The organism is Alcanivorax sp., assembly GCF_002726155.1.
GTDB lineage: Bacteria > Pseudomonadota > Gammaproteobacteria > Pseudomonadales > Alcanivoracaceae > Alcanivorax.
Genome location: NZ_PBSH01000018.1, coordinates 1 through 24333, shown reverse-complemented (window position 1 = coordinate 24333; position 24333 = coordinate 1). Strand labels below are relative to the sequence as shown.

The following is a 24333-nucleotide window of genomic DNA, read 5'->3' as shown; positions in this document are numbered from 1 at the left end:
TGGTGACAATGCACACAACAACAAAGGGAACCGGTTGCCACGCGCAGCGGCCTGACACGGAGGTTTCACCCCCATGCGTTTAACTCGTTTTGGTTTGCCCATTCTGTTTCTCGCTTTAGCTGCCTGTGAAGAACCGCCCTCCACCGAAGCACCGCCACCGGAAGTGTTTGTGGTCACCGCCAGTGAACGGCCCTACCAACCCGAACGCACCTTCACCGCCAGGATTGATTCGCGCAGCGACGTCAACATCACCGCCCAGGTGTCCGGCAAACTCACTGCCGTGCATTTCCGTGAAGGGGACACCGTGGAAGCCGGCTCACCCCTGTTTGATATCGACCCGGCACCTTATGAGGCCGCCCTGTCGCGTGCCAAGGCTGAGCATGGACGCGCCAAGGCCACTCTGGCGGAAGCCAAAAGCAACTTTTCCCGCGCCAACAAGCTGGTGGACAAGGGCTATATCTCCGATTCCGAATACGACACCCTCAAGGCCCGCCAGCAGGAAGCCGAAGCCGCTGAGCAATCTGCCCGCGCCGCACGGGAAAGTGCCCAGGTGGATCTGTCTTATACCCATATCGAGGCCCCCCAGGCCGGTCGCGTAGGGCGCTCCATCGCCTCGGTGGGCGATGTGGTCAGCCCCGGTTTCGGCACCCTGACCACGCTGGTCGGCGGCAACGACATGCAGGCGGTTTTCCAGATCCCCGAGCGACTACTCACCGAAGCGGCCATGAGCGACAACCAGCCCAAACCTTCAGAGATTGAAGTCGGGCTGGAGCTGCCCAACGGCAGCGAGTATCCCTACACCGGCAACATCGTTTACGTCTCCAACCGGGTGGACAGTAATACCGGCACCGTGGAAGTCCGCGCAGCCATGCCCAACCCCCGCGACCTGCTTCGCCCCGGTATGTTTGTGCAGGCCAATGTACGCCTCAAACAAAGTCTGAGCGGTCTGATGATTCCTCAGGCAGCCCTGCAGGTGGATCAGCAAGGCACCTATGTCTTTACCGTCAACACCAACAATCGGGTGTTGCGCAACAACCTGATGACCGGCGACCGTTTTGGCGAAAATGTGCTGGTCACCGAAGGTCTGCTCGCCGGGGAAAAAGTCATCCTGCGCGGCATCCAGAAAGTGCGGCCCGGCAGCGAAGTCCAGGTCTCCGACTACAAGCCCGCCACCGAACCCCATACCGGTAGCCAGCCCGAAAAAGACCAGAACGAAGACACCGAACAGGCGAACGCGCCAGCGGCCGCGGATAACAACGGGAGTACTGCCCCGTGATCAGTGGCGTCTTTATCCAGCGACCCAAGCTGGCCATGGTGGTCGGCCTGGTGATTACCTTCACCGGCCTGCTGGCCATGAAGCTGCTGCCCATTTCCGAATATCCGGAGGTGGCGCCACCACAGATTTCCGTGAGCGCCAGCTGGCCCGGTGCGTCGGCCGCGATCATGGAAGAATCCGTGGGGCAGGTCATTGAGGATGTGGTCAACGGGGTGGAAGGCATGGAATACATGTCGTCCAGCTCATCCAATAACGGCAGCTACAGCCTCGCGATTACCTTCGAGGTAGGCGAAGACCCGGACATGGCGCTGGTGCGGGTACAGAACCGGGTCAAGCTGGCCGAGCCCTCGCTACCGGCAGAAGTCCGCGCCCAGGGCCTGACCATCGACAAGCGCTCCCCGGACATTCTCTTCACCATCAACCTGTATTCCCCGGACGGCTCACTGGATGAACTGTTCATCGCCAACTACAGCCTGCTCAATGTGCAGAACCCGCTCAAGCGGGTGGAAGGCGTATCCGATGTGAGCGTGTTCAGTTCTGCGGATTACTCCATGCGCCTGTGGATGGACCCACCACAGATGACCGCACTCGGTATTACCCCGGACGACATTTCCAATGCCCTGCGCGAACAGAATGTACAGGCCCCCGCCGGCAAGATCGGCGCACCGCCTTTCGATGGAGAGCTGAGCACGGAGTATGCCCTGCAGCTGGAAGGGCGACTCAAGGATGTGAAGGAATTCGAGAACATCATCCTGCGTGCCGACGAGAACGGCGCCATGGTGCGGCTGGGGGATGTGGCGCGGATCGAATTGGGTCAGCTTTCCTACAGCATTGCCGCCAACTACCAGAACCACCCCACCACGGTGATGGCCGCCTACCTGGCGCCGGGCGCCAACGCCCTGGCCACCGGCGATGCCCTCAAGCAGGCCCTGGAAGAACAGAGCAAAACCTTCCCTGACGGGCTCGAATACGCCATCGGCTATGACACCACCCGCTATGTGGAAGTGGCGATTCAGCAGGTCACCACCTCGCTGCTGATGGCGGTGGGCCTGGTCATCCTGATCACCTTTATCTTCCTCGGCGACTGGCGCCCAACCCTGGTCCCCACGGTGGTCATTCCCGTGTCACTGATCGGGACGCTGGCGATCATGCTGGTGGCGGACATGTCCATCAATACCATTACCCTGTTTGGCCTGATCCTGGCCATCGGCATCGTGGTGGATGATGCCATCCTGGTGGTGGAAAACACCGACCGGCACCTGCTTGAAGACCCGGACATTTCCACCCGCGAGGCGGTGACCCGCACCATGGAAGAAGTCACCGGGCCGATCATCGCCACCACCCTGGTGTTGCTGGCCGTGTTTGTGCCGGTGGCGTTGATGCCCGGCATCACCGGCATCATGTACAACCAGTTCGCAGTGACCATCTGCGTGGCCGTGGTGATTTCCTCCATCTGTGCATTAAGCCTGAGTCCGGCCGTAGCCAGCCTGGTGCTGCGCCGCAAGCAGAAAACACCGCGCTGGTACCAATATTTCAATAACGGCTTCGACCGTATCACCGGAGGGTATTCACGCATTGTCGGCGGTTTGCTAGGACGGCGCAGCCTGACCCTGGTGATTTATGCGGTAATAATGGTCGGGCTGTTTGTCGGGGCCCGCAGCATTCCTTCCGGCTTTGTGCCCATGGAAGACAAAGGCTTGCTGCTGGTGAACGTGCAGCTGCCGGATGCGGCGTCCATCAACCGGACCGAAGCCGTGATCGAGCAGGTGCAGCGCATGCTCGACAATGATCCCGCGGTGGAGTCGGCCACCATGATTGCCGGCTTCTCCATGCTCACCGGCGGGGTGCAGAGCAACGGTGGTACCGGCTTCGTGGTACTCAAGCACTGGGATGAAAGGCCAGACTTCCAGGACATCTCCCTGGCCGTCTCGGCGCGGGTGACCCAACAGGCTTACCAGACCATTCCCGAAGCCCAAATCCAGTCCTTCCCGCCGCCCTCCGTACCAGGCATGGGCGCCGTGGGTGGCCTGGAGCTGGTGCTGGAAGACACCCTCGGGCGCAGCCATGCGGACCTGGCCGGGGCCATGCAGATCCTCACCGCGGCGGCTAACCAGTCGCCATTGATCGGCAACGCCTCCACCAGCTTTCGAGCCAACGTGCCCATGTACCGCATCGATATTGACCGCAACAAGGCCAAGACCCTGCAGGTACCGCTGACCAACATCTTCTCCGCCCTGCAGAGCCAGCTGGGTTCCAGCTATATCAATGACTTCTCCCTGTTCGGGCGCACCTTCCGGGTGATGATGCAGGCCGACCCGGCCTACCGCTCCGACCTGAAGGATATCGAACGACTTTACGCCCGCAGCAGCAACGGCAACATGGTGCCGCTATCCACCCTGCTCACCACCGAGCCGGTGCTTGGCGCAGACATCACCAACCGCTTCAATCTGTACCGCTCCGCCATTCTCCGCGCCCAGCCCGGCGAGGGCGTCTCCAGCGGTGATGCCATGGCCGAACTGGAACGCGTGGCTGCCAAGGTATTGCCGGATGGCTATCAGGTGGAATGGACTGGACAGAGCTATCAGGAGCGCAAGGCCGGTAACCAGATCGGTATCGCCTTCGCGCTGGCCATGGTCTTCATCTATCTGTTCCTGGTAGCGCAATACGAAAGCTGGTCGGTGCCGGCGGCCATTATCCTGGTAGTACCCATCGCCGTGGCCGGGGCCATCGGCGGGCTGCTGATGGTGGGACAGATCGGTATTCCGCAATTGGGGGCGCTGGATCTGTTTGCCCAGGTGGGGCTGGTATTGCTTATCGGCCTGGCCGCCAAGAACGCCATTTTGATCGTGGAGTTCGCCCGCGAACGGCGCGAACAAGGAGGGCTCTCGATAATTGAAGCAGCAGCGGAAGCCGGGCGCCTGCGTTTCCGCGCCGTGTGCATGACCGCCCTCTCCTTTGTCCTCGGCATTCTGCCGCTGGCCTTTGCCAGCGGCGCCGGCATGTTCAGCCAGCTTTCGCTGGGGCATACAGTGATGTGGGGCATGCTTGCCGCGCTTCTGATCGGCACGCCGATGATTCCCGCCTTCTATGCCATGGTGCAGAGCACCCGGGAGTACCTGAAGCAGAAATTGCTGAAATAAATCCGTGGCGAATTGCGAGATAACGACAAGGCCACTGAGCGCCGCCCGGTCGATTCCGTGCTGCGCACGGTTCGCCCCCTGGAAGGGAGCTCCTACAGCGGCACGCGCGTGAAGCGTGAAGCCTGAAGCGTTATTTGATCAGCTTCTTCATCAGGTTCACCTTGTCCTTGTAAGGCGCGTAACGGAACTTGATGTCGAACAGGGTCGTCGCCTTCAAAATGCTGCGTTTATGCGAAAACGCATCAAAGGAATTCTGCCCATGGTAAGCGCCCATACCGCTTTCCCCCACGCCGCCGAACGGCAGGTTCGGGTTGGCCACGTGCATCACCGTGTTGTTGATGCAACCACCACCAAACTGCACATTATCCAGCACCTGACGCTCCACCTGATCACTGGCCGTGAACAGGTACAATGCCAGAGGATGCTCCGGTAGCTGCTTCAGATTCCCCACTAGCTCCTCAACCGTGGTATAGGTCAGCATCGGCAACACTGGGCCAAAAATTTCTTCCTGCATCACGGCATCATCCATGGTCACATCCTTGAGCAGAGTCGGCGCAATATACCTCGCATCCTTGTCCGTCTCGCCACCTGCCAGCAACTTGTCGCGATTGATCAAGCCGGCCACCCGGTCAAAGTGCCGATCGTTAATCATCCGGCCCAGGTCCGGGCTCTGGCTCGGATCCTCGCCGTAGAACTCCTTCAGCGTAGAAACCATTTCCGCCTCGAAGGCACTCTTGATATCCGCATGCACATGGATGTGATCCGGCGCCACGCAAGTCTGCCCCACGTTCATCATCTTGCCGGCGAGAATACGACGGGCGGCTACTTTCAGGTTGGCGTCCTTATGCACGATGGTGGGGCTCTTACCGCCCAGCTCCAGGGTCACCTTGGTAAGGTGCTTGGCAGCAGCAGCCATGACAATGCGCCCCACCCGAGGACTGCCAGTGAAGAAGATATGATCGAAACGCTCTTCGAGCAGTTCGTTGGTCACGTCCGTACTGCCCTTGAACACCGCTACATATTCATCGCCATAGCACTGCTTGATGATCTTCTCGACCACATCTGCCACCGTGGGATTCAAAGATGACGGCTTCAGCACAGCCGTGTTGCCGGCGGCGATGGAGCCAATCAACGGCTGCACCAGTAACAGGAACGGATAGTTGTACGGACCGAGCAAGAAGGTGACACCCTGGGGGGTGGATTCAATACGGCTGCGGCCCGGCTGCGCCCACATACTGGTGCCCACACGCTTGGGTTTCATCCAGTTTTTCAGGTGTTTGATAGTGTGTTTCAGGTCTTCAATGGCTGTGCTGATTTCGATGTACGCTTCAAACGGCGGACGGCCAATATCCGCGTGCAGCGCGTCCTGAATGTCGCCCTGGTACTGCACAATGGCTTCTTTCAGCTTGTTCAGCTGACGCAGCCGAAAGGCATAGCTGCGGGTCGCCCCGGATTCAAAATAGTTACGTTGACGGGCAACGGCACTGGCCGCCCACCCCTGTGCTTCATTCAAATTACTGTTATCCAGAACCGCACCCATGGCTAATCTCCGTGTGAATACCTTATTCAGGGGCACGAGTGTTCCACGGGGCCACCGCACCCACCATGAGAAAAGCGCGCGAAACCTGACATAAAAAACCAACCGGCGTCATTTACCTCCACAAAGTAAACACACCCTTACTTATTGTTTTCCTTACAGAAAATGGAGCATCCACAGATTCACGCCGAGCGTCTACCTGGAGTCGGTCGATGGACGCACCAGCCTCAGGTAGAAACAGGGACTGTTGGCTCTGTCACACCCACTCGCAATACGTGGCTGCGCAGGTGGTAGGCCTCTGCATTTTCTCCTAGTATCGAACAAGACCGATCCAGTGAATCCGGTACCGATAAAAAAATCAGGGGAGTTCATCATGAATAGGGATATTCTCGGCAAGCTGTCAGCCGCCGTTGTTTCACCGCGTTTCCGTCAATCTCTTGTCGCCCTTCCTGTGGCCGTTCTGATCACCGGTTGCGCCACCACTGCGACCCATACCCGCACAGCCAATGAGCGCACGCTGGAATCCCTCAAACAGCCCAACGAACAGCAAGCCTGCTACGACCGGGAAAAAGAACCCTATACCCCATTGGTAGATGCCCACTTCCACCCCCGCCCATTCGGGGGCGCAGCCATACCACCGGAAAAGCTGCACACCATGCTGGAAGACCAGGGCGTTCGCTTCGTGAACTATTTCGGTATTGGCCAGATCCTGGAGCTGGATTCAGGCTGTAACTATTACCTGGATTGCCCTGGCGTCACCGCCGAACCGAGCATCAAGAACGACTTCGTCAATGGCATGGAAACCGTGGCGTACCCCAGCGACAATCTCCATATCACCCTGTCCATGACCTTCATGGATCTGGCGCACCCGGAAAACGTGGTGGACCTGATCGAACTGTATGACCGGGAGTACCCGGGCATGTTCAGTTGGAGCGGCGAGCTGAACGTGGTGAAACAGGCGCTACTGCAAAACAACCACGAACCGGCCACCATGCAGAGCATCGATAACTGGGCGCCGTTCATGGCGGTGCTGCAGGAACGTGGCATTCCCGTTACCTTCCATTCCGATCTCGGCAACGACGCCAACCCCACCGAACACTTGCCGTTGATGAAACATATCCTCGCCACCTACCCGGATAACAAGATCGTGTGGGCGCACATGGGGCTCTCCAAGGAACTGGGCAAGATGAACCCGGTGCAGCACGTCACCATCCTCAAGGGCCTGCTCGACAAGTACCCCAACCTGATGCTGGATATCTCCTGGGACGTGCTCTACAACGAGTATCACCAGTGGGGTGATATCTACATTCCGTTCTTTAACGAATACTCCACCCGCATCCTGCCGGGCACTGACTTCGTGGCCGCCGCTTACAAACCCGATGATCAGTATGGCAAGGAACTGGACGTGACTAGCCGCGCCCTGAGAGCACTGGGCGACGAGGCATTCCATAACATTGCCCTGGGCGCCAACTACTTCCGCCTGATGGAGCTGGATTACAACGCTCCCGACGTTTGCCCTGCGGATGACAACAGCAACAGCTGATAATAAAGGACTCGGGAATGAGAAAAATCACCTCCTCTTCGGCAGCGCTCTGCGCTGCCCTGCTTGCCAACCCGGTACTGGCTGAAACCTCCGACCCGGAAGTGGAAAAACAACTCCAGGAGCTGCGCTCCATGCGCCAGAATCTGGAGCAGCAAAGTCAGGATTTCGACCAGCGAATCCAGCAACTGGAAACCGAACTGTACGGGCAAAGCACACCGTCCCCCCAGCGCCCCGCCGACAACCCCGGCGGCAGCCTGGGCTATCGTCCGGGCAAGGGCTTCAACCTGTTCAATTCGGATCTGGGCGAAGTGAATTTCAGTGTGTTCAGCTATACCCGTTACCTGAACCAGAAGGATTTCGATCGCGGCTACACCGACAGCTTTGGTCGCTCAAGCGATATTGATATTCGCAACGACATCCAGTTCCAGAAAGTGAACATGAGCTTCAAGGGCTGGATCTTCGATCCCAAGCTGAACTACCTGTTCTACACCTGGACGTCCAACACCAGCCAGGGCGATCCGGCACAAGTGGTCGTCGGTGGTAACCTCAGTTACCACTTCAACGAAGCCTTCAAATTGTACGGTGGCGTTGGTGCCCTTCCCTCCACCCGGTCTACCAACAGCACTTTCCCCAACTGGCTCAAGAATGATCATCGCACCATCGCCGATGAATTCTTCCGCGGGTCTTACACCATGGGCATCTGGGCGGAAGGCGAAATTGCCAAGGGCCTGCAATATCGGGCCATGCTGGGCAACAACCTGAGCCAGCTGGGCGTGGATGGCGTGCAACTGGACGATGGACTCAACACCGTTTCCGGCGCTCTGTGGTGGATGCCCACCACCGGTGAGTACGGCCCCGGTGAGGAGCTGGGGGATTATGCTTTCCACGAAGAGGTGGCAACCCGCTTTGGGGTGCACTTCACCCACAGCCGCGAAGACCGACAGGCGCAGCCCGGCACCGAGACCGTGGAAAACACCCAGATCCGTTTGTCCGACGGCACCCTGCTGTTCAACTGCTACCCGGATGGTGGCGGAGTCTGTCAGGGCCCCTTTGGCAATGGCACAACCATTGAGCAGGCCACCTACCAGATGGCAGCGGTCAACGCCGGGGTCAAATATCGCGGCTGGTTTCTGGAGGCAGAGTTCTACCACCGCTGGGTAGATAATTTCGATGCCACTGGGCCACTGCCCGAGGACAGACTGGACGACAAGGGCTACCAGATACAGGCTTCAATGATGGCCATTCCCAGAGTACTGCAGCCTTATGTGGGCTTCTCCGAAATTCAGGGGGAATATGGCACGCCGCACGACCTGAGTGTGGGCTTTAACTGGTATCCAATGAAAAGAAAGGAACTCCGCCTTAACGTGCAGGGCCTTTACCTGAAAGATTCCCCGGTGGGCTACAGCAGCGTGCCATTCCAGGTAGGTGGCAACGGCTGGGCTCTCACCACGGATGTGGTGCTGGCATTCTAGCCTTCTCCGGCAGGTCACCGGTGCGTGGCCTGCCCCTCTCCTGGCTTATATCTGTTCACACACCTAGTCAGCGCCAGTAGCGCTGGCCGCTTTGGCTGCGCAAACCGGCGCGGACAGCTTGTCCGCATGGCGCGGCGTGACGCCCGCAAAATGCCGATAGATCTGCTGAAGATCCGCCTCCATGTCATCACCCGGATAGATCACTACCGGAAACGAAAAGGTCTTTTCTTGATAATCCGCCAACGCCAGAATAATCGGCACCTTGGCCTGGCGGGCAATGTGATAGAAGCCCAGCTTCCATTGGTCCGCATTGCTGCGAGTGCCCTCAGGGGTCACCGCGATCAGCAGTTTCTCACGCTCGGCAAACGCCGCCACGGTTTGCTCAACCATGCCGCCAGCCTTGCCCCGTTCAATCGGCATGGCCCCCAGTTTGCGCAACAGCACGCCCAGCGGCCCCTTGAACAGGCTGCTCTTGATCATCACGTTGACGTCTTTCTGCAACGCGGAGCGGCTCACCAGCGCCAGCACACCATCCCAGTTGGAGGTATGTGGGCCGCCGGCAATCACCGCCCTGTCGATATCCGGGAAGGGACCGGCTGTCCAGCCGGTGAGCCGCAGCAGAGCCTGGCCGATTCGCTGCCCCAATGGCACACGGGATGGCCCGCCTGTGGACTGGTTCTGCATACCCTACCCTCAAATGGTTGTTATCTTTCGTCCTGCGAACCGGGCCGCAGCGTAACAGAGCACCGCAGTATATCGGATAGCCCACCGCACCCGCATTGACGACAACCACCCCGACTTGCCCTGTCACCGCTTTGCCTCTGTATAATTGCCCCAAGACACGCTCATTACTGCCGACAGGACCCCTTATGCCGTCTTTCGATATTGTTTCCGAGATTGATGAAGTCGCCCTTCGCCACGCGGTGGATAACGCCAACCGCGAGCTTTCTACCCGGTTCGATTTCCGCGGCGTCGAGGCCAGCATCGAGCAGAACGGCCTGGCCGTTACCCTGAAAACCGAATCCGATTTTCAGGTACGTCAGCTGGAGGAGCTGTTCGGCAAAGCCTGCCTGAAACAAAACATCAGCGCCGCCGGCGCCGACAAACCGGAAGAGCCCGAGCATAGTGGCAAAACCTTCTCGCTGACCCTGACCTTCCGCCAGGGCATCGATCAGCCCGTGGCCAAACAAATCGTCAAGGAAATCAAGGAAAGCAAAATCAAGGTGCAGGCCTCGATTCAGGGCGATCAGGTACGGGTGAACGGCAAGAAACGTGACGACCTGCAGGCGGTGATGGCGCTGTTGCGGGAATCCAAAATCGAAACGCCGCTGCAATTTAATAATTTTAGAGACTAGCTTGCACGCAACACGCGTCACGCAACAACGCCGTACCAGCGCTGTAGTCACACAAACGCAAGAGGCCGCGTTCCAAATTGGGGCGCGGCTTTTTTCGTTGCAGAAGGACTAACCCGTGTCGCGTGAAGCGTGCTGCCGTCGCCTTTAGCGCGCCAACGTCTTCACCGGCGTAAAGGTGGTATCCGCTTTTAGCCGCTGCACTCGCTTCGGGAACTGATCCCTGCGGGCTTTGGCTCCCAGCCATACCAGCACCCGGTTAGCACCGGGCACGCTTTTGCGCACCAGTTCAGCCCCCACACGCAGGGGAATCTGTGCGGGCCACACATACTTCGCTGCCGTGCGTGGCAGGCCCAATTTATCGCCAGCTTCATCGCCCAGAATATAACGGGTGTAACCGGCTCGCAGGGTGCACTCCAGCCGCGCCATACGTTTCGCCGCCCAACCGTCACCACCATCCTGCAAGGAGGCGCCAGCCAATGCCTGGCCCAGCTTGCGGGTGTCGTCATCACTTTCACAGATAGTCGCAATTACCTGGTAAAACGCGCGCATGGCATCCGCTTCACAGGTGGGCAGGATGCGCTCTTCCACTCCCATCAAGTAACCCACATAGCGCCACAGGTGCACCACGGCTTCGCGCTCTTTCTTGCTGAAAATAAAGCCCAATGAACGCAACCCGGTGAGAAAGATCACTGAAAATTCCAGAATGGTAGCCATGGAATCCCACTGATTCAGCGGGTGCCCCCAGGCCATTGTCCACTTGTCGGATTGCAACAACATGGCGCGCACCTGGGAATGCATCAGCCGCACTCGCACCGCACTTTTGAATCCTTCCTGATCACGCTCCAGGCCACCCGGCGTGGTCACGTCCATCCAGAATTTTCCGGTTTCTACCAGACGCCGGTTCGCCATGCGATCCAGCTCCCCGGTGAACACCAGTGGCTTGGCAGCGGCGGCGCCCAGGTAGCCCCCCATCAACGACAGGTTGCGCAATACCAGCTCCCCGGATAGCCCAACCCGATGAGAGACATCACAGGCCAGGCGCAGTTTTTCCCGGTCCAGCCAGATGGGCTCATGGTCAATCTGATTGAACAAGGCCTGCAACGCTTCCGGCGGATTATCGAGCGCCTCGATACCCTGCTCCAACGCCTGATCCACCAGTTTTCTCCCCTGCCCCGCCGGCAAAGTCTTGTACATCTCCACCACGGCGTCCGCGAGGCGATCGCCCATCAGCATGTGCTCACGAATCACCCGCATCTGTCCTTCACTGGGCTGCGGATCGGAACCGATCATCAACGAAAACAGTTTGCGCACCCGACGCATCTGCGGACGCCCGGGGTCACCCACCCGGTTCAACTGGGCATGCTCCAGTGGCCTGGCTGCGAGCATTGCGGTCATTCTTTTGCTCCTTGCCCTCGCGTTTCGGGGCGTTAGAACCGACAAGTTCTTATCGAGCTTAACAATGTCCACTGATCAACGGCATGGCAAGAATTGCCAGAAAGAATGGCGTTGAATGACAGAAACAAATCGCGCTTTTTTATCCACCCTGGCTTTGCTATTTTGCCTGTTTATCTAACACCGTTTGCAGCCCGCAACGGATTACAGGGAAGTCTCTATGTCCACCTCCAGCTCGGCCACCCAACGGCTTAATATGTTCTGGTTTCTGGTGCTCTCCGCCCCCATGCTGATCGGAATCGCCATCGCCGGACTGGTCTGGTTTGGTAACTACACCGCCTCCGCTGAGCTGCTGCCGCAGGAGACTCTGCGCATGGGCGCCATGGGGGCCATGGGTTTGATGCTGGTGGTGGCCCGACCGCTGCGTAATCTGCTGCTATCCCCCTCAGCCATCGCCGGCCGCCAGGCCCAGACCGTTACCCCCGCCGACTCTTCCGACGATCAGGCGGTTGCCAAGGTGCAGGCCAGCATGTTCATGCTGCTGGGCATCCTGGATGCGCTTTCCATGGGGGTAATCGCCCTCAGCTTGATGCAGGCGGATGTTCTGCTCGCATTACTCAATGGTGTCTACACTCTGGTGCTGGCCGTCATCGCCCGTCCGGACTTCGCTGCATTAATCGATACCACACGTAAACAACTGATCCATAACGGGTAATACCCAAATTCGCGTTCTATTGAACACCTTGCGACATGTCTTGTTAATGAACACTGTTTAACAAAGCGGACCCCAGCGCGTACAACGTAGCCCATGACCGATAACAAGGAGAATCCTCATGGGTTTCAGGAATCGATTCCAACGTCTTCTCGCCACGGTGGCGCTGACATTCAGCGCCCTGACCGCCACTCAACACAGTCTTGCTGCCGGGCTGATGACCCCCGTCGACAGCAACCTGCCACCGCTACAAATCCGCGAACAGCATGTCACGGTGGACGTGGAAGACGGCTATGCCATCACCGAAGTCGAGCAGGTGTTCCACAACCCCAATGATCAGGATCTGGAGGCCTACTACCGCTTTCCGGTTCCCGAAAAAGGCACGGTGGCCGAATTCACCGTCTGGATCGACGACAAACCGGTGATCGGTGAAGTGCTGGAAAAAGAGCAGGCCCGCCAGGTATACGAGCAGGAAAAAGCCGCCGGCCGTGAAGCCGGCCTCACCGAGAAAGACAGCTACAAGGCCTTTGATGTGAAAGTGCAGCCGGTGCGCGCCGGCCAGGATACCCGGGTGCGGCTGGTCTACATGCAGCCTGCCTCCGTGGATACCGGCATCGGCCGTTATGTCTACCCGCTGGAGGAAGGCGGCGTAGACGAGAAAAAGCTGGCCTTCTGGACTGCCAACGACAGCGTTGAAGAGCACTTCAGTTTCACCCTTAACCTGCGCAGCGGCTACCCGGTGGATGCGCTGCGGCTACCCAAACACCCCCAGGCACAGATCCAGCAGCTGGGCCCACAGCAATGGCAGGTAACACTGGACAACCGCACGGCAACCGGCAGCAGTGAAGAAGAAACAAACAGCGAGAACCCCAACTTCACACCACCGGCTGCCAACGGCCAACCGGCCAATGCCTTCACTCTCGACCAGGACATCGTGGTCTACTGGCGTCACCAGCAGGATCTGCCCGGCAGCGTGGACCTGGTGGCCTACAAGGCGCCGGGCAAGGACCGTGGTACCTTCATGCTCAGCATCACCCCCGGTGATGATTTACCCCCGATCACCACCGGTAGCGACTGGGTGTTCGTACTGGATATCTCCGGCTCCATGAGCGCCAAACTGGCCACCCTGTGCGACGGCGTCAGCCAGGCGCTGGGCAAACTGCGCGGCGGCGATCGCTTCCGTATCGTGCTGTTCGATGACCGCGCCGAAGAACTCACCAGTGGTTTTGTGGACGCAACGCCGAACAATATTCGCCAGTACACGAAGAAGGTCATGCAGCTCCAGTCGCGGGGCGGCACCAACCTGTTCGGCGGCCTGAGTCTGGCCCTGAACCCGTTGGATGCAGATCGCCCCACCGGCATCGTGCTGGTCACCGACGGTGTAGCCAACGTGGGCAAAACCCAACAAAAAGATTTCATCGATTTGCTGGAAAACCACGACGTTCGTCTGTTCACCTTTGTCATGGGTAACAGCGCCAACCGCCCCATGCTCACGGCCATGACCGGTGCCAGCAACGGCTTTGCCATCAGCGTTTCCAACAGTGACGACATCGCCGGGCAGATTCTCAACGCCACTGCCAAGCTCACCCACCAGGCCATGAATGACGTTGAAATCGATATCGACGGGGTACGTACCGCTGATCTCCAGCCCCAGCGCATTGGCAGCATTTACCATGGCCGTCAAATCGTGCTGCTCGGCCATTACTGGGGCGACGGTCCGGCAAACGTCACGCTGCGTGCCAACGTGGCGGGCCAGGACAAGCACTACAAAACCCGCTTCAATTTCCCCGCCCAGGGCGGTGACAACCCGGAGCTGGAACGCCTGTGGGCCTACGCCACCATCCAGGACATGCAGCAGGAAATTAATTATTTCGGGGAGGAAAAAGACCTGCAACAGGGCATCGTGGATCTGGGCCTGGAATACGGCCTGGTCACCAATTACACCTCCATGGTGGTGCTGCGCGACGAAGTGTTCGCTGAATACGGTATCGACCGCCGCAACGCCAAACGCCGGGAAATCGAAAAACTGGCCAAGGCCCAGCGTCAGGCTAACGCCCCCACCAGCAACCGTGCGGACACCGCCCAGCCCATGTACACCAGCAACCGGCCGTCCTATAGCAGCGGCGGTGGTGGAGGCGGTGGCGCCTTCGGTATCGGAGCGCTGCTGCCCTTCCTGATATTGTTGATCGGCGGCGGCCTGCGACGCCGCCGCTGACTCACCCTGTTCTGGCACACCCTTCCGGGCAGACAGCGTCTGCCCGTTTTTATTCCTGACGCCCTTCGATGGCAGACATCAACACCCCGGCAGCAATCCCCAGACGCTTGTCCAGCCGGCCTTCACGATCGGCACTGAAATCCACATCCAGTTTCAGAATGAAGGGATTGAAGCGCTGACGATACTCGGCCACGGGGCTATCCCCCACGGTAGCGTGGTAGTGCTGCGGAAAGAAAAATGCCAACGTTTCGATATAGCGGCGCACCAGCGCCTTGATCATGGAGTCTTCCTGCAGGGTACCGATTTCCTGGCCACCACTATCCAGAAAGGTCCAGTGATCGCGCAGGAAAGACGACGTGAAGCCCGACCGCCGCAGCGTCCCCACATGCTCATCGCTTTGCGAATCATGTACGTCATAGGCGCCAGCGAAATCGAAAATGCTGCGAGTGGAAATTCGCAGCAACTCCTGGTCCTGACTTTCGTCCGCATAGAGCCGGATGTCTTCGCGGATGCGGAAGCGCTTCATGTTGGAGTAAAGCGCCAGTTCTCCATCATCCGTATAAAGATGGAAGGCATCACCGAAGAACCGAAAGAACTTGCGGCGAATGGTGTAGCGTGGATGTTGAAAGCGCACAGCGTGCGTCATGACTTGTTCTCCATCAGCATTCGGTGAAACCCTCTTCTGTATTCAGAGAAGGCAATCCCATTACCAGGGCAGCACGCTGCCATCGGAATGCCAAAAGGTCCCGCTGTTTTCCAGGGTCAGGGCGTCCATACGCGCAATCAGATCGCTGGCCGCTTCTTCCGCCGTCAGATTACCGCTCTGCCGGGTCATGTCAGTCTGCACCCAGCCCGGATGCAGAATCGCCACCGCAATGCTGCGCGCCGCCAAATCCACCGCCAGGGATTTGCCCACCGCATTCAGGGCGGCCTTGCTGGCCCGGTAGCCGTATTTGGCCCCGGAGGTATTATCCGCCATGGACCCCATTCGCGAAGTCATCAGGCCCACCTTGCTGCCTGCATGCATGTTAGCCAACAGGGCCAGGGTGACCCGCAGCGGCCCCAGCGTATTAACCTCAAACTGGTCGCGCATAGCGTCAAAGTCCATGGCGTCCACCGTTTCACTGCACATGATGCCGGCGTTGTTATAGAGCATATCTACCGGGGTCTCGCCCAGCGCATTCTGCAAGTTCATCACCCCGTCCGCCGTGCTCACATCCACGCCATCGATCACTTTAGCACCGCTTTCCAACAGCGCTGCAGAGGGCTGGCGGCAAGTGGCAATCACGGTATCGCCTCTGGCACACCACGCCTGCGCCATGGCAAGACCGATCCCGCGGTTCGCTCCGGTAATAACGATTGTCTGCCCCACGATTTTCTCCTTTTTCCTGATTCAACAGATAGTTACCCTGAACCTGTTTCGCATTCAACGCCAGCAGACAAGCCACATTCGCAGGGCCCTGTGGCGGTGACTTGTCTCTCTGCCCGTAAACACCCTTTTTTATGCTTCATCGCGGAATGAGTGATCACCCGGGTTCAGAGGTTCCCTTGTCTCCTTATCCCAACTTGGCAGCCGCTGGACGCCGGATGCCCGACGAAGGATGCTTGCCTTCAAAACCTGAAAATCTTGGCCACCATACTCTCTATGCAAAATGCATTACCCGATTATTACCATCAATGATGGCCTGACAGTTCCTCAAAATACCTCTCTGGAGAGATGCCGGAATAACGACAGCCTCTCAGGCGATGGAGAGTTACGTCAGGCATCCGGCGTCGAGCGTTTGGCAAAGTGCCCGATATTCGGGACAAGCCAGGCAGATGGCGAGAAACGTGTTATTTACGCTAATCCCTGAAGACCCTTTTTTATCCGTGTCTCTTTGCTACAGTGAGTGTCCATTCTCAAGCCAAGGACGCGAATCATGAGCATTGCAGTTGGCGATACCCTCCCCTCTATCACCCTGAAAACCAACGGCCCAGACGGCCCGGAAGACCTCAACACCGGGGAATTTTTCAAAGGCCGCAAAGTGGTGCTGTTTGCCGTTCCCGGTGCCTTTACCCCCGGCTGCTCCAACACCCACATGCCCGGCTTTGTGGTGAATGCCGACGCCCTGCTGGACAAGGTAGATGCCATTGCCTGCATGGCCGTTAACGACGCTTTCGTGCTGGATGCCTGGCAGAAAGACCAGAACGCCGAGCGCCTGACCATGCTGGCCGACGGCAATGCCGAGTTTGCCAAGGCGCTGGGGCTGGAACTGGACGCCACCGGCGGCGGCATGGGGATTCGCAGCAAGCGTTTCGCCCTGATCGCCAACGATGGCGTGGTGGAATACATCGGTGTGGACGCCAAAGGCGTAGACAAAAGCAGCGCCGACACGGTGCTGGGTCAGCTTTAATTTGGGTTAAACGCGGATTAGAGGGAATGTTCTGAACGGAGAATCGTTCCCTCTAGATTTTGCCCAGACAGCCCCATGCCTGACGCCTCATGCCTGACGAAAACCTGGCGACGCGGGTTATCTGCATGGTGCATGGCCGGCAATTCATGGCGGTGCCACCCGGAAACCTCTGACAAACGCTCGAGGCACTGTGGGAAACACTTCCCACAGACAACCAGCGCTGTTGGGCGTTTTTCAGCGATTCCCTGTTCGTCGGTTTAACGTCCGGCCTCAGGCGTGTGGCATCCGGCAACGCCAGAAATGCTGAGCCGTGCCGACGCTTGCTCAATACCGCTTATATCTCCAGGGCAAGCCCCAGGGTAGCGGTAAAATCGTCTTTTTCCGGAGTAATGCCGTCGCTGTCCGGTTGCGGGCTTTCAATTCGTTTCCAGGTACCCGCCAGCCTCAGGTCCAAACGGCTGGTCAGATCCACGTCCAGTGCCATATAGAAGTCATGCTTGGCACGGCCCGCGTCCTCTTCCGTCAAGGTCACCTGATAATCAATCTGGAAGTCGATATTGTCGGTAATATCCTGATCGTAATAAGTACCCAACAGCAATGCGGGCGTAGACACGGTACGGTCTTCACCCGGCGCCACGTCCACGTACTCGGTACGCTGATAACCGGGACCGGCCGAGACCGTCCAATCCAGCTTCGATGTATCAAAAATCTGGTACCCCGCACCAAAACCTACCGTCCATTCTGCTTCACGGTTCTGGAACGGATCACGGTAATATTCCGCCTGAATCGGCCTGAAAAACCATTTATGGCTAATCCGATAATCATGACTCAGACTCGCCGTGTGGTTATTGGCCAGCTGCTCGGATTCCGATTCCGAATAGTTACCGGTATAACTCATCTTGGTATTATTTTTTACCGTGCGGCGTTTCAGTGAAACCTTGGTATTCAGGTCTTTCTGTTCCACGTTACCACTGCGGAAATTCAGGCCCACCGAAATATCCGCAGACCACAAATCAAACTCTCTGGGTGAGGCCGAGGCAATACCCACCACCTGCGGAAACTCAACCGGTTCACCGCCCACCAGCAGCTTGCCGCGCTCCGTGGTCAAACGCCCCAGGATCACTTCACCGCCATCCAGCAGCACCGACATGACTCGCCCCGTGCGGATATAGGCCACGTCTTCCCAGTCAATCGAAATCAAATCGAAATGATCGCTGTCGATCTCGACCGACTCTTCATGCAAGACCTTTATGCGGCCCTTCACCCACTCGCCAGTATCCAGCTGAATCCAGTCCCATTGCTGCACATCAAAGCTGGGCGGCTGCCAGATCTGTGGCGGGGTACTGGCCGTGTCGAAGGTTTGGTCCGCTGCAAAGGCGACAGCAGGAAAGGTGCCGACAACCAAACAGGCAGCCCAGAAGGCTGCCTGTTTGGTTGTCTGGCAATAAGCACTGTCAGACGAGAAAGGTCGGCCGGCCATTACCGGCCAGCCATTAACAACGACTTTTTTCATCACTTACCATAAGGTGCGGCTTCGTACGGGTTGCCCCCCAGCGCCGCGGAGATATCGGCAATGGCTTTCTGGGCACGTACGCTGTTACCGGCCTCATCCAGCGGCGGAGAAATAGCCGCGATGCCGAACTTGCCCGGAGAAACGGCAATGATACCACCGCCCACACCGCTCTTGGCAGGCAGGCCGGTCTTGTACAACCACTTACCCGCATCGTCATACAGCCCCGCCGTCGCCATCACCGCCAGAATTTCCGGCATGTCTTCCGGTTTAACCAAAGCCTTGCCGGTTACCGGGTTGGTCCCGGCGTTGGCCAGCGTCGCCGCCATGGTGCCCAGGTCCTTGGCATTGACACCCACAGAGCATTGACGGGTATAAATGTCGGTGGCCTGCAGCGGGTCACCTTCGATATGACCATAGGCATACATCAGGTGTGCGATCGCCTGGTTGCGCTGGTTAGTTGCCGCTTCGGACTTGTAGATATCCTCCAGCACAGTCAGTTCCCGGCCCGCAAACTCGCTGTAGTAACCGAGGATCTTGTTCCAGATTTCGTTGTAGCTCTTGCCTTGCACCATGCTGGTGGTGGTAATCGCACCGGCGTTCACCAGCGGGTTCATTTCATGGCCCTGGTTCTGCTCGATGGCATAGATGGAATTGAACACTTGGCCGGTAGCGTCTACCCCCACATTCTTGGGCAGTGCATCGATGCCTTTCTCCTCTGTCACCTTGGCCATGGTGAAGACCTTGGAGATAGACTGGATCGACACCTCGGATTTGATATCGCCCACGCTGTAGACCTTGCCGTCCACCGTCACCAGCACAATACCAAAGATATTGGAGTCCACCTTGTCCAGCGCGGGGATGTAATTGGCGTTAGCGCCTTCCTTCAATCCCTTGTACTTGTCATAGGCTTTTTTCAACGCATCATTGATGTTTTTTTCGGTGAGCTTGCTGTCCACCGGAGACGCCGCCGGTGCCTCCGATTCTGCGGAACAGCTGGCACTCGCCATGGCCAGCATGCCGGCAAAGAACAGGCTGAAGAACTTACGTGAATATTGCATTTCTCGTGCTCCCTCTGAGAGATTCCGGCTTCCGCTTAAAGCAGATTGCCACTGGAAAAGCTGTATTTAACGCTGAACTGAACGCGGCGGTCGTAGCCCTTGTCACCATCGTTCGCGGTACGTTTACCAAACAGGTACTCCACCCCCATCATGACCTTGTCATTAGGGGTATAGAGCAGGTTGGTGGAGGCATACTCGCCTTTCTTGAAAGCATCCGGGCCCTGGAAATCCGTGTTGTCGATTTCGGTAGAGCTATAACCAATGGCGGAACTGTAACGGTCATTCCAGGCATGTTCGTAATAGCTGATCAGGCCGGTCAGTGGCACCACCTGGTAATCCGGATCGATGACATTGCCATCCGGTGCCATATCGACCCCACCGTCGTTCATGTAATTGGAAATACCATCACCATGAACCACACCCAGAATCAGACGGTCTTTTTCCAGCAGGTTGATCGTGGTGGTCAAATTGACGCCCCAACCCAACTCGCTGTCGTCCGGGCTACCATCAGGCCCACCGGGAGTGTCATAGCCCACCTGGCGCAGGATACCCGCTACCTGGAAGTGGCCCCAGTCGCCGACCTGGCGGAAGTGCGCGGTCAGGTCGGGGTATTCGTTGTCGCCCGCAGTGGTATTCGGATCCAGCCCGTTATCCACCCCACTACCCGGAGTCTCAATGGCCACGGCCACGGTCTGATCGCCCTGCACCGGCGTCCAGCGAATCTGCGGATTGCGCAGGAACACCATGCCCGACGGCCCCCAGTAGTCGATCACGTTAGGGAACACATCCCCGTCCATGAACACACTATTGGTTTGCCCGGCCAAAATGGATTTCCACTCACCGTAGGCATGACGCAAACGAATCGTCGTCTGCCCCTCATCCGGGCCGACGCCGTACATATCAAATTCGAATTTGGTGGTCAGCTCACTGTCACCGGCCATGGTGCTGGCATTCACACCCAGACGGCTCTGGCGAACACTTAACTCCGCCTGACCATCACTGCCAACCGAAGCAGCGTTGGTGGGAATTCGGCTAGGGCGCAACGCCCCTACCCAATCCGGATTGGGCCGATCAAACGCCTGCACATAATCCACCATCCCGAAACCGTAGACTTCGAAAGAGGAATCCGCCAAGCAAGTGAGAGGAGCAAGAAGCAGCGCAGTACCGAGGGTGCGCCTGGAAGCGAGAGTACCCATGATCATCATCCCTGTGCATTGTTTTGTTAATCGCTGCCATTCCCGGGCAGAACTGTTGAGCACCCCGAGCTGCAACGTTAAACCAGTGATCCGCCTCCGATAGAAGCACAAATTTTACAGAGTGTCACGATAGTCCCATCCAAAGCTTTTCAAAATGGTGACACGCTTTACAGAGCCTTAAAAAACACACGCGGTTGTCTATACTGGTGGTTAAGCTGAACGGCATGGCGACACGCCAATGTGACCAGGCTATAAGCCACCACTCACAACCTACGGGCAACCTCATAATGAGCATTCTGCAACTGCCCCACGCCCGCCCCGATGTCATTCTGATTGACTGGCACGCCACCCTGGTGGATACCCATGACGCCATGTACCACGCCGTGGATGACATCCTTCCCCAACTAGAAAATCTCGACCTGTGGGACCGGCTGCTGGACCCGGATGAATCCAAGACTATTGAAGACGCCAAGCTGCTGATTTATGTGAAAGATCATCACCGCTTGCACCCCAAAATCGTCTCTCAGCGGAAGATTTCCCGCACCGATATCTTCGAAGTATTGTTCGGCAGTGATCAAGACGCCAAAGGGCGCGCTCACCAGGCCTTCGACCAGGCCTACCGAAAGTACGTGGCCGAAGTACATCCGCTGGAACCAGACATTCGCCCACAACTGGAGCACCTGCGCGAGCTGGGCGTAAAAGTCGGATTGATCTCCAACCGCAAACGGGAATTTCTGGAACACGAACTGGCCCTGGTGGATGGCACCGGCTGGGAAGACCTGTTTGATGTGGTCGTGTGTGGCAGTGATGTGGAGGAACGCAAACCGTCACCACAGATGCTGTTGAAGGCCATGGAGATTCTCAACAGGCCTCCCGCCGAAAGTTGCTGGTATGTGGGTGACAGCACCACCGACGTGATTGCCGCCAAGGAAGCCGGTGTTACCTCCATTTTCTATAATGGCGCGGACTGGGATCAGGCCTGGCTGGACAAGATTTTCCCGCATACGGTCAAACACCCACACCGTCCGGACGCCGTGGTCGGCAGCATTGCCGAACTCACCGGTCTGGCCCGCCACTTGCTGGCCCAGCACAAACGCGTGGAACGGGCGCGGCCCTGAAACGCGCCTGCCCTGTCAGCCGATTGGCCCGATCAGCCCCCGCCCGCCCCGCGCCAAACTGGTACATTCGTGCAAAATAACAACCGGCCCGCGAGACACCATGACACAGCACACGCTTCACGCCTTTACCGATGACGCCCTGGGCACCGATGACGCCACTGCTCTGGCAGCGCGCCTGCAGCGCGGCGAGATCAGCACCACCGACGCCACCGAGGCTGCCATCGCCCGCTTGCAGCGGGTCAATCCCACCCTCAACGGGCTGGTACTGGATACCTATGCGGAAGCGCGGGAACGAGCCGGCAACAAGCATTTTGAGGGCTTTTTTGCCGGCGTTCCCAGCTTGATCAAAGACAATATCGATCTGCGCGGCCTGCCCACCGGCCATGGCAGTGCCGCCGTGGGCGGCAAACCCATGAAGAAAACCAGCGTACTGGCAAAGCAGTATCTGGCTCAGGGTTTTAACCTGCTGGGCAAGACCACCCTGCCCGCCTTCGGCTTTACCGCCTCCACCGAGATGGCTCACGCCCCGGCCACCCGCAACCCCTGGCACCTGAACCACTCCGCCGGCGGCTCTTCCGGCGGCAGCGCCGCACTGGTGGCCGCCGGCGCCGTGCCCATTGCCCACGGCAACGACGGCGGCGGCTCCATCCGCATCCCCGCAGCGGTCTGCGGCCTGGTGGGCCTGAAAAGCACCCGCGGGCGCCTGGTCACCCAGGAAGCGGCCAAAGCCCTGCCGATCAATATCATCAGCGATGGCGTGCTCACGCGCACCGTGCGCGACACCGCCAACTTCTTCGCCGAAGCCGAAAAGTACTACCGCAACAACAAGCTACCTGCTGTCGGGCACGTCACCGGCCCCGGCAAACAGCGGCTACGCATCGGCCTGATGGTGGACTCCATCGCCGGCGACCCCACCTGCCCGCAAACCCGTGCCGCCGTGGAAGCCACCGCCAAACAGCTGTCCGCCCTGGGCCACCATGTGGACGTCGCCCACATCGACCTGCCCCAGCGGTTCGTGGACGACTTCCTGCTTTACTGGGCCATGCTCGCGTTCTTTGTCAGCAAATTCGGCCGCGCCCTTTTCCCCCAGGGATTCGATAGTCAGCAGCTGGACCCGCTTTCACAGGGCCTGGCCCGCTATTACCGTCAACGCTTCCTGAAAACCCCCGGCATGCTGCGCCAGCTTCGCCAGAGCCAGGCCCGCTACGCAGAGGTATTCAACCAGTACGACGTGGTGCTCACCCCGGTGCTGGCCCACACCACGCCGGAGCTGGGCTATCTGGGCGCCGATGTGGACTTCGACACCCAGCTGGAACGCCTGTTGAGCTACACCACCTTCACTCCTGCCAACAATGCCTCTGGTAGCCCGGGCCTGTCCCTTCCCCTTGGACAGGCCGAGAATGGGACACCCATTGGAGTGCAACTCAATGGGCGCCACGGCGAGGAGCGCACCTTGCTGGAGCTGGCCTTTGAACTGGAAGAGGCACACCCCTTCAGGAGACTTACGTCATAGAGGCCACCCACCGCCTTTTGCTATTGTCAGTGCCTTGATCTCACAGGGAACCCGGATCATGGCAAATCAGTAGCGTAGGTCGTGTTAGCCTGAAAGGCGTAACCCGACAATTGGCGTCCTTCCTCTTTTCACAAGGGCAACTGATCAAGGATGATTACCATGAAACAGCCCACCCCGAGTGGCGGCGTGGTCCACCCACTGCCCGACGACCTTCGCCAGACTCTACTGGCGGACAACGCCATGCTGGCGCAATGGGAAGACATCACCCCGTTGGCCCGTAACGAATGGATTTGCTGGATAGAAGACGCCAAGAAAGCTGACACTCGAACCGGACGCATCACCCGTGCCCAGGAAAATCTCACCGCCGGCAAACGCCGCCCCTGTTGCTGGCCGGGCTGCCCCCACCGCGAGCGCACCGGCAAGGCATGAAAACGTCCGCCCGCGCGCCAACAACCCGAACACCTTACGGCGAGCCAACCGGATGCACGAGAACCGCAAGCTGCCTGATAGTGACGGCTTACCAACATAAAGCCGCAAAGCGCGGTTTGCTTGTTTTCAACGGAAACGGCCCCGCTTACGCACCCCGCCAGCTACAATTTTCTTCTATATCAAGCACCTTGCTGTCATCCAATGGATGACAATTCTCCAGGAGTTATATAGAACGTTCCTCATAACTCCGTGCAGGAGATTGGCTATAGCATCCCAACCTTTTGTTATGGCAGGCTTTTCCTTGTGGTCAGGGAAGCACGGTTCCAGAGTTATAAGGAACCGGGTTATGCGGAACGTTCTAATTAATACGCTGTTAGGTGAATATGAAAACAGTCACGCTTATTCTGCTCTGTCTGTTGCCGCTTAAGGTTCTGGCGCAATGTCCAGTCTGGAAGCCAGATATTAGGTTTG

The 24333-nt window shown here is 58.2% G+C and carries 19 protein-coding genes; 11 read left to right on the top strand and 8 right to left on the bottom strand.

Going from position 1 to position 24333, the window contains the following annotated elements:
* Window positions 1–73: 73 nt before the first annotated feature.
* Both CL546_RS05430 and CL546_RS05425 read left to right on the top strand, forming a co-directional pair.
* Window positions 74–1276: an efflux RND transporter periplasmic adaptor subunit gene (locus tag CL546_RS05430; protein ID WP_290493503.1), complete on the top strand. Its 1203-nt coding sequence runs from the start codon at window positions 74–76 to the stop codon at window positions 1274–1276.
* On the top strand, window positions 1273–4416 hold the full coding sequence (locus CL546_RS05425; protein WP_290493501.1) for an efflux RND transporter permease subunit: 3144 nt from the start codon (window positions 1273–1275) through the stop codon (window positions 4414–4416). Before CL546_RS05430 ends, CL546_RS05425 begins: the two co-directional genes overlap by 4 nt.
* Window positions 4417–4546: 130 nt before the next feature.
* On the opposite strand, the gene CL546_RS05420 is transcribed toward CL546_RS05425, so the two are convergent.
* Window positions 4547–5956 carry an aldehyde dehydrogenase gene (locus tag CL546_RS05420; protein WP_290493500.1) on the bottom strand — a complete coding sequence of 470 codons (1410 nt, stop codon included), beginning with the start codon at window positions 5954–5956 and terminating at the stop codon, window positions 4547–4549.
* Between the two features lie 370 nt (window positions 5957–6326).
* On the opposite strand from CL546_RS05420, the gene CL546_RS05415 reads away from it, so the two are divergent.
* The gene (locus CL546_RS05415; RefSeq protein ID WP_290493499.1) at window positions 6327–7496 is read left to right on the top strand and encodes an amidohydrolase family protein; all 1170 of its coding nucleotides are present in this window, start codon (window positions 6327–6329) and stop codon (window positions 7494–7496) included.
* Window positions 7497–7513: 17 nt separating this feature from the next.
* Window positions 7514–8968: a hypothetical protein gene (locus tag CL546_RS05410; RefSeq protein WP_290493497.1), complete on the top strand. Its 1455-nt coding sequence runs from the start codon at window positions 7514–7516 to the stop codon at window positions 8966–8968.
* Between the two features lie 63 nt (window positions 8969–9031).
* Here the strand turns inward: CL546_RS05410 and CL546_RS05405 are convergent, their stop codons facing one another.
* Complete coding sequence (locus CL546_RS05405) at window positions 9032–9652, bottom strand: 1-acyl-sn-glycerol-3-phosphate acyltransferase (RefSeq protein WP_290493495.1); 621 nt, start codon at window positions 9650–9652, stop codon at window positions 9032–9034.
* A 185-nt stretch (window positions 9653–9837) separates the two neighbouring features.
* Here CL546_RS05405 and CL546_RS05400 point away from each other — a divergent pair, with 185 nt between their 5' ends.
* Entirely contained in the window at window positions 9838–10323 is a 486-nt protein-coding gene (locus CL546_RS05400; protein ID WP_290493494.1) for a YajQ family cyclic di-GMP-binding protein, read from the top strand.
* Between the two features lie 144 nt (window positions 10324–10467).
* On the opposite strand, the gene CL546_RS05395 is transcribed toward CL546_RS05400, so the two are convergent.
* On the bottom strand, window positions 10468–11718 hold the full coding sequence (locus CL546_RS05395) for an oxygenase MpaB family protein (protein WP_290493492.1): 1251 nt from the start codon (window positions 11716–11718) through the stop codon (window positions 10468–10470).
* A gap of 217 nt (window positions 11719–11935) precedes the next feature.
* On the opposite strand from CL546_RS05395, the gene CL546_RS05390 reads away from it, so the two are divergent.
* Together CL546_RS05390 and CL546_RS05385 are read left to right on the top strand one after the other, a co-directional pair.
* The gene (locus CL546_RS05390) at window positions 11936–12430 is read left to right on the top strand and encodes a hypothetical protein (RefSeq protein ID WP_290493490.1); all 495 of its coding nucleotides are present in this window, start codon (window positions 11936–11938) and stop codon (window positions 12428–12430) included.
* Between the two features lie 118 nt (window positions 12431–12548).
* Window positions 12549–14642: a VIT and vWA domain-containing protein gene (locus CL546_RS05385; RefSeq protein WP_290493488.1), complete on the top strand. Its 2094-nt coding sequence runs from the start codon at window positions 12549–12551 to the stop codon at window positions 14640–14642.
* Between the two features lie 49 nt (window positions 14643–14691).
* On the opposite strand, the gene CL546_RS05380 is transcribed toward CL546_RS05385, so the two are convergent.
* Complete coding sequence (locus CL546_RS05380) at window positions 14692–15288, bottom strand: hypothetical protein (RefSeq protein ID WP_290493486.1); 597 nt, start codon at window positions 15286–15288, stop codon at window positions 14692–14694.
* 60 nt (window positions 15289–15348) lie between these two features.
* Window positions 15349–16014, bottom strand: coding sequence for an SDR family oxidoreductase (locus tag CL546_RS05375; protein ID WP_290493484.1), 666 nt, complete (start codon window positions 16012–16014; stop codon window positions 15349–15351).
* A 547-nt stretch (window positions 16015–16561) separates the two neighbouring features.
* On the opposite strand from CL546_RS05375, the gene CL546_RS05370 reads away from it, so the two are divergent.
* A complete protein-coding gene (locus CL546_RS05370) occupies window positions 16562–17035 on the top strand; it encodes a peroxiredoxin (RefSeq protein WP_155131514.1) in 474 nt (157 codons plus the stop codon).
* Between the two features lie 334 nt (window positions 17036–17369).
* Here CL546_RS05370 and CL546_RS05365 read toward each other — a convergent pair whose 3' ends face one another.
* Genes CL546_RS05365 through CL546_RS05355 form a run of 3 tightly spaced genes read right to left on the bottom strand, consistent with a single transcriptional unit; the run spans window position 17370 to window position 20802 of the window.
* Window positions 17370–18548, bottom strand: a complete 1179-nt coding sequence (locus tag CL546_RS05365) for a DUF481 domain-containing protein (protein ID WP_290493482.1) — start codon at window positions 18546–18548, stop codon at window positions 17370–17372.
* Window positions 18548–19606: a glutaminase A gene (glsA, locus tag CL546_RS05360; protein ID WP_290493480.1), complete on the bottom strand. Its 1059-nt coding sequence runs from the start codon at window positions 19604–19606 to the stop codon at window positions 18548–18550. The genes CL546_RS05365 and glsA overlap by 1 nt, the downstream gene beginning before the upstream one ends.
* 35 nt (window positions 19607–19641) lie before the next feature.
* Window positions 19642–20802: a DcaP family trimeric outer membrane transporter gene (locus CL546_RS05355; protein WP_290493479.1), complete on the bottom strand. Its 1161-nt coding sequence runs from the start codon at window positions 20800–20802 to the stop codon at window positions 19642–19644.
* A 287-nt stretch (window positions 20803–21089) separates the two neighbouring features.
* On the opposite strand from CL546_RS05355, the gene CL546_RS05350 reads away from it, so the two are divergent.
* From CL546_RS05350 to CL546_RS05340, 3 genes are all read left to right on the top strand, one after another.
* Window positions 21090–21920, top strand: a complete 831-nt coding sequence (locus tag CL546_RS05350; protein WP_290493477.1) for an HAD family hydrolase — start codon at window positions 21090–21092, stop codon at window positions 21918–21920.
* 100 nt (window positions 21921–22020) lie between these two features.
* Entirely contained in the window at window positions 22021–23433 is a 1413-nt protein-coding gene (locus CL546_RS05345) for an amidase (protein WP_290493475.1), read from the top strand.
* Between the two features lie 159 nt (window positions 23434–23592).
* Window positions 23593–23862 (top strand): YdeI/OmpD-associated family protein, encoded by a 270-nt coding sequence (locus CL546_RS05340; protein ID WP_290493474.1) that lies wholly within the window; start codon window positions 23593–23595, stop codon window positions 23860–23862.
* The last annotated feature ends 471 nt before the right edge of the window (window positions 23863–24333 follow it).

Coding starts and splice junctions, on each gene's coding strand:
- CL546_RS05430 (WP_290493503.1), top strand. CDS start 74: ATGCGTTTAACTCGTTTTGGTTTGCCCATTCTGTTTCTCGCTTTAGCT.
- CL546_RS05420 (WP_290493500.1), bottom strand. CDS start 5,956: ATGGGTGCGGTTCTGGATAACAGTAATTTGAATGAAGCACAGGGGTGG.
- CL546_RS05415 (WP_290493499.1), top strand. CDS start 6,327: ATGAATAGGGATATTCTCGGCAAGCTGTCAGCCGCCGTTGTTTCACCG.
- CL546_RS05410 (WP_290493497.1), top strand. CDS start 7,514: ATGAGAAAAATCACCTCCTCTTCGGCAGCGCTCTGCGCTGCCCTGCTT.
- CL546_RS05405 (WP_290493495.1), bottom strand. CDS start 9,652: ATGCAGAACCAGTCCACAGGCGGGCCATCCCGTGTGCCATTGGGGCAG.
- CL546_RS05400 (WP_290493494.1), top strand. CDS start 9,838: ATGCCGTCTTTCGATATTGTTTCCGAGATTGATGAAGTCGCCCTTCGC.
- CL546_RS05395 (WP_290493492.1), bottom strand. CDS start 11,718: ATGACCGCAATGCTCGCAGCCAGGCCACTGGAGCATGCCCAGTTGAAC.
- CL546_RS05390 (WP_290493490.1), top strand. CDS start 11,936: ATGTCCACCTCCAGCTCGGCCACCCAACGGCTTAATATGTTCTGGTTT.
- CL546_RS05385 (WP_290493488.1), top strand. CDS start 12,549: ATGGGTTTCAGGAATCGATTCCAACGTCTTCTCGCCACGGTGGCGCTG.
- CL546_RS05380 (WP_290493486.1), bottom strand. CDS start 15,288: ATGACGCACGCTGTGCGCTTTCAACATCCACGCTACACCATTCGCCGC.
- CL546_RS05370 (WP_155131514.1), top strand. CDS start 16,562: ATGAGCATTGCAGTTGGCGATACCCTCCCCTCTATCACCCTGAAAACC.
- CL546_RS05365 (WP_290493482.1), bottom strand. CDS start 18,548: ATGAAAAAAGTCGTTGTTAATGGCTGGCCGGTAATGGCCGGCCGACCT.
- glsA (WP_290493480.1), bottom strand. CDS start 19,606: ATGCAATATTCACGTAAGTTCTTCAGCCTGTTCTTTGCCGGCATGCTG.
- CL546_RS05355 (WP_290493479.1), bottom strand. CDS start 20,802: ATGGGTACTCTCGCTTCCAGGCGCACCCTCGGTACTGCGCTGCTTCTT.
- CL546_RS05350 (WP_290493477.1), top strand. CDS start 21,090: ATGAGCATTCTGCAACTGCCCCACGCCCGCCCCGATGTCATTCTGATT.
- CL546_RS05345 (WP_290493475.1), top strand. CDS start 22,021: ATGACACAGCACACGCTTCACGCCTTTACCGATGACGCCCTGGGCACC.
- CL546_RS05340 (WP_290493474.1), top strand. CDS start 23,593: ATGAAACAGCCCACCCCGAGTGGCGGCGTGGTCCACCCACTGCCCGAC.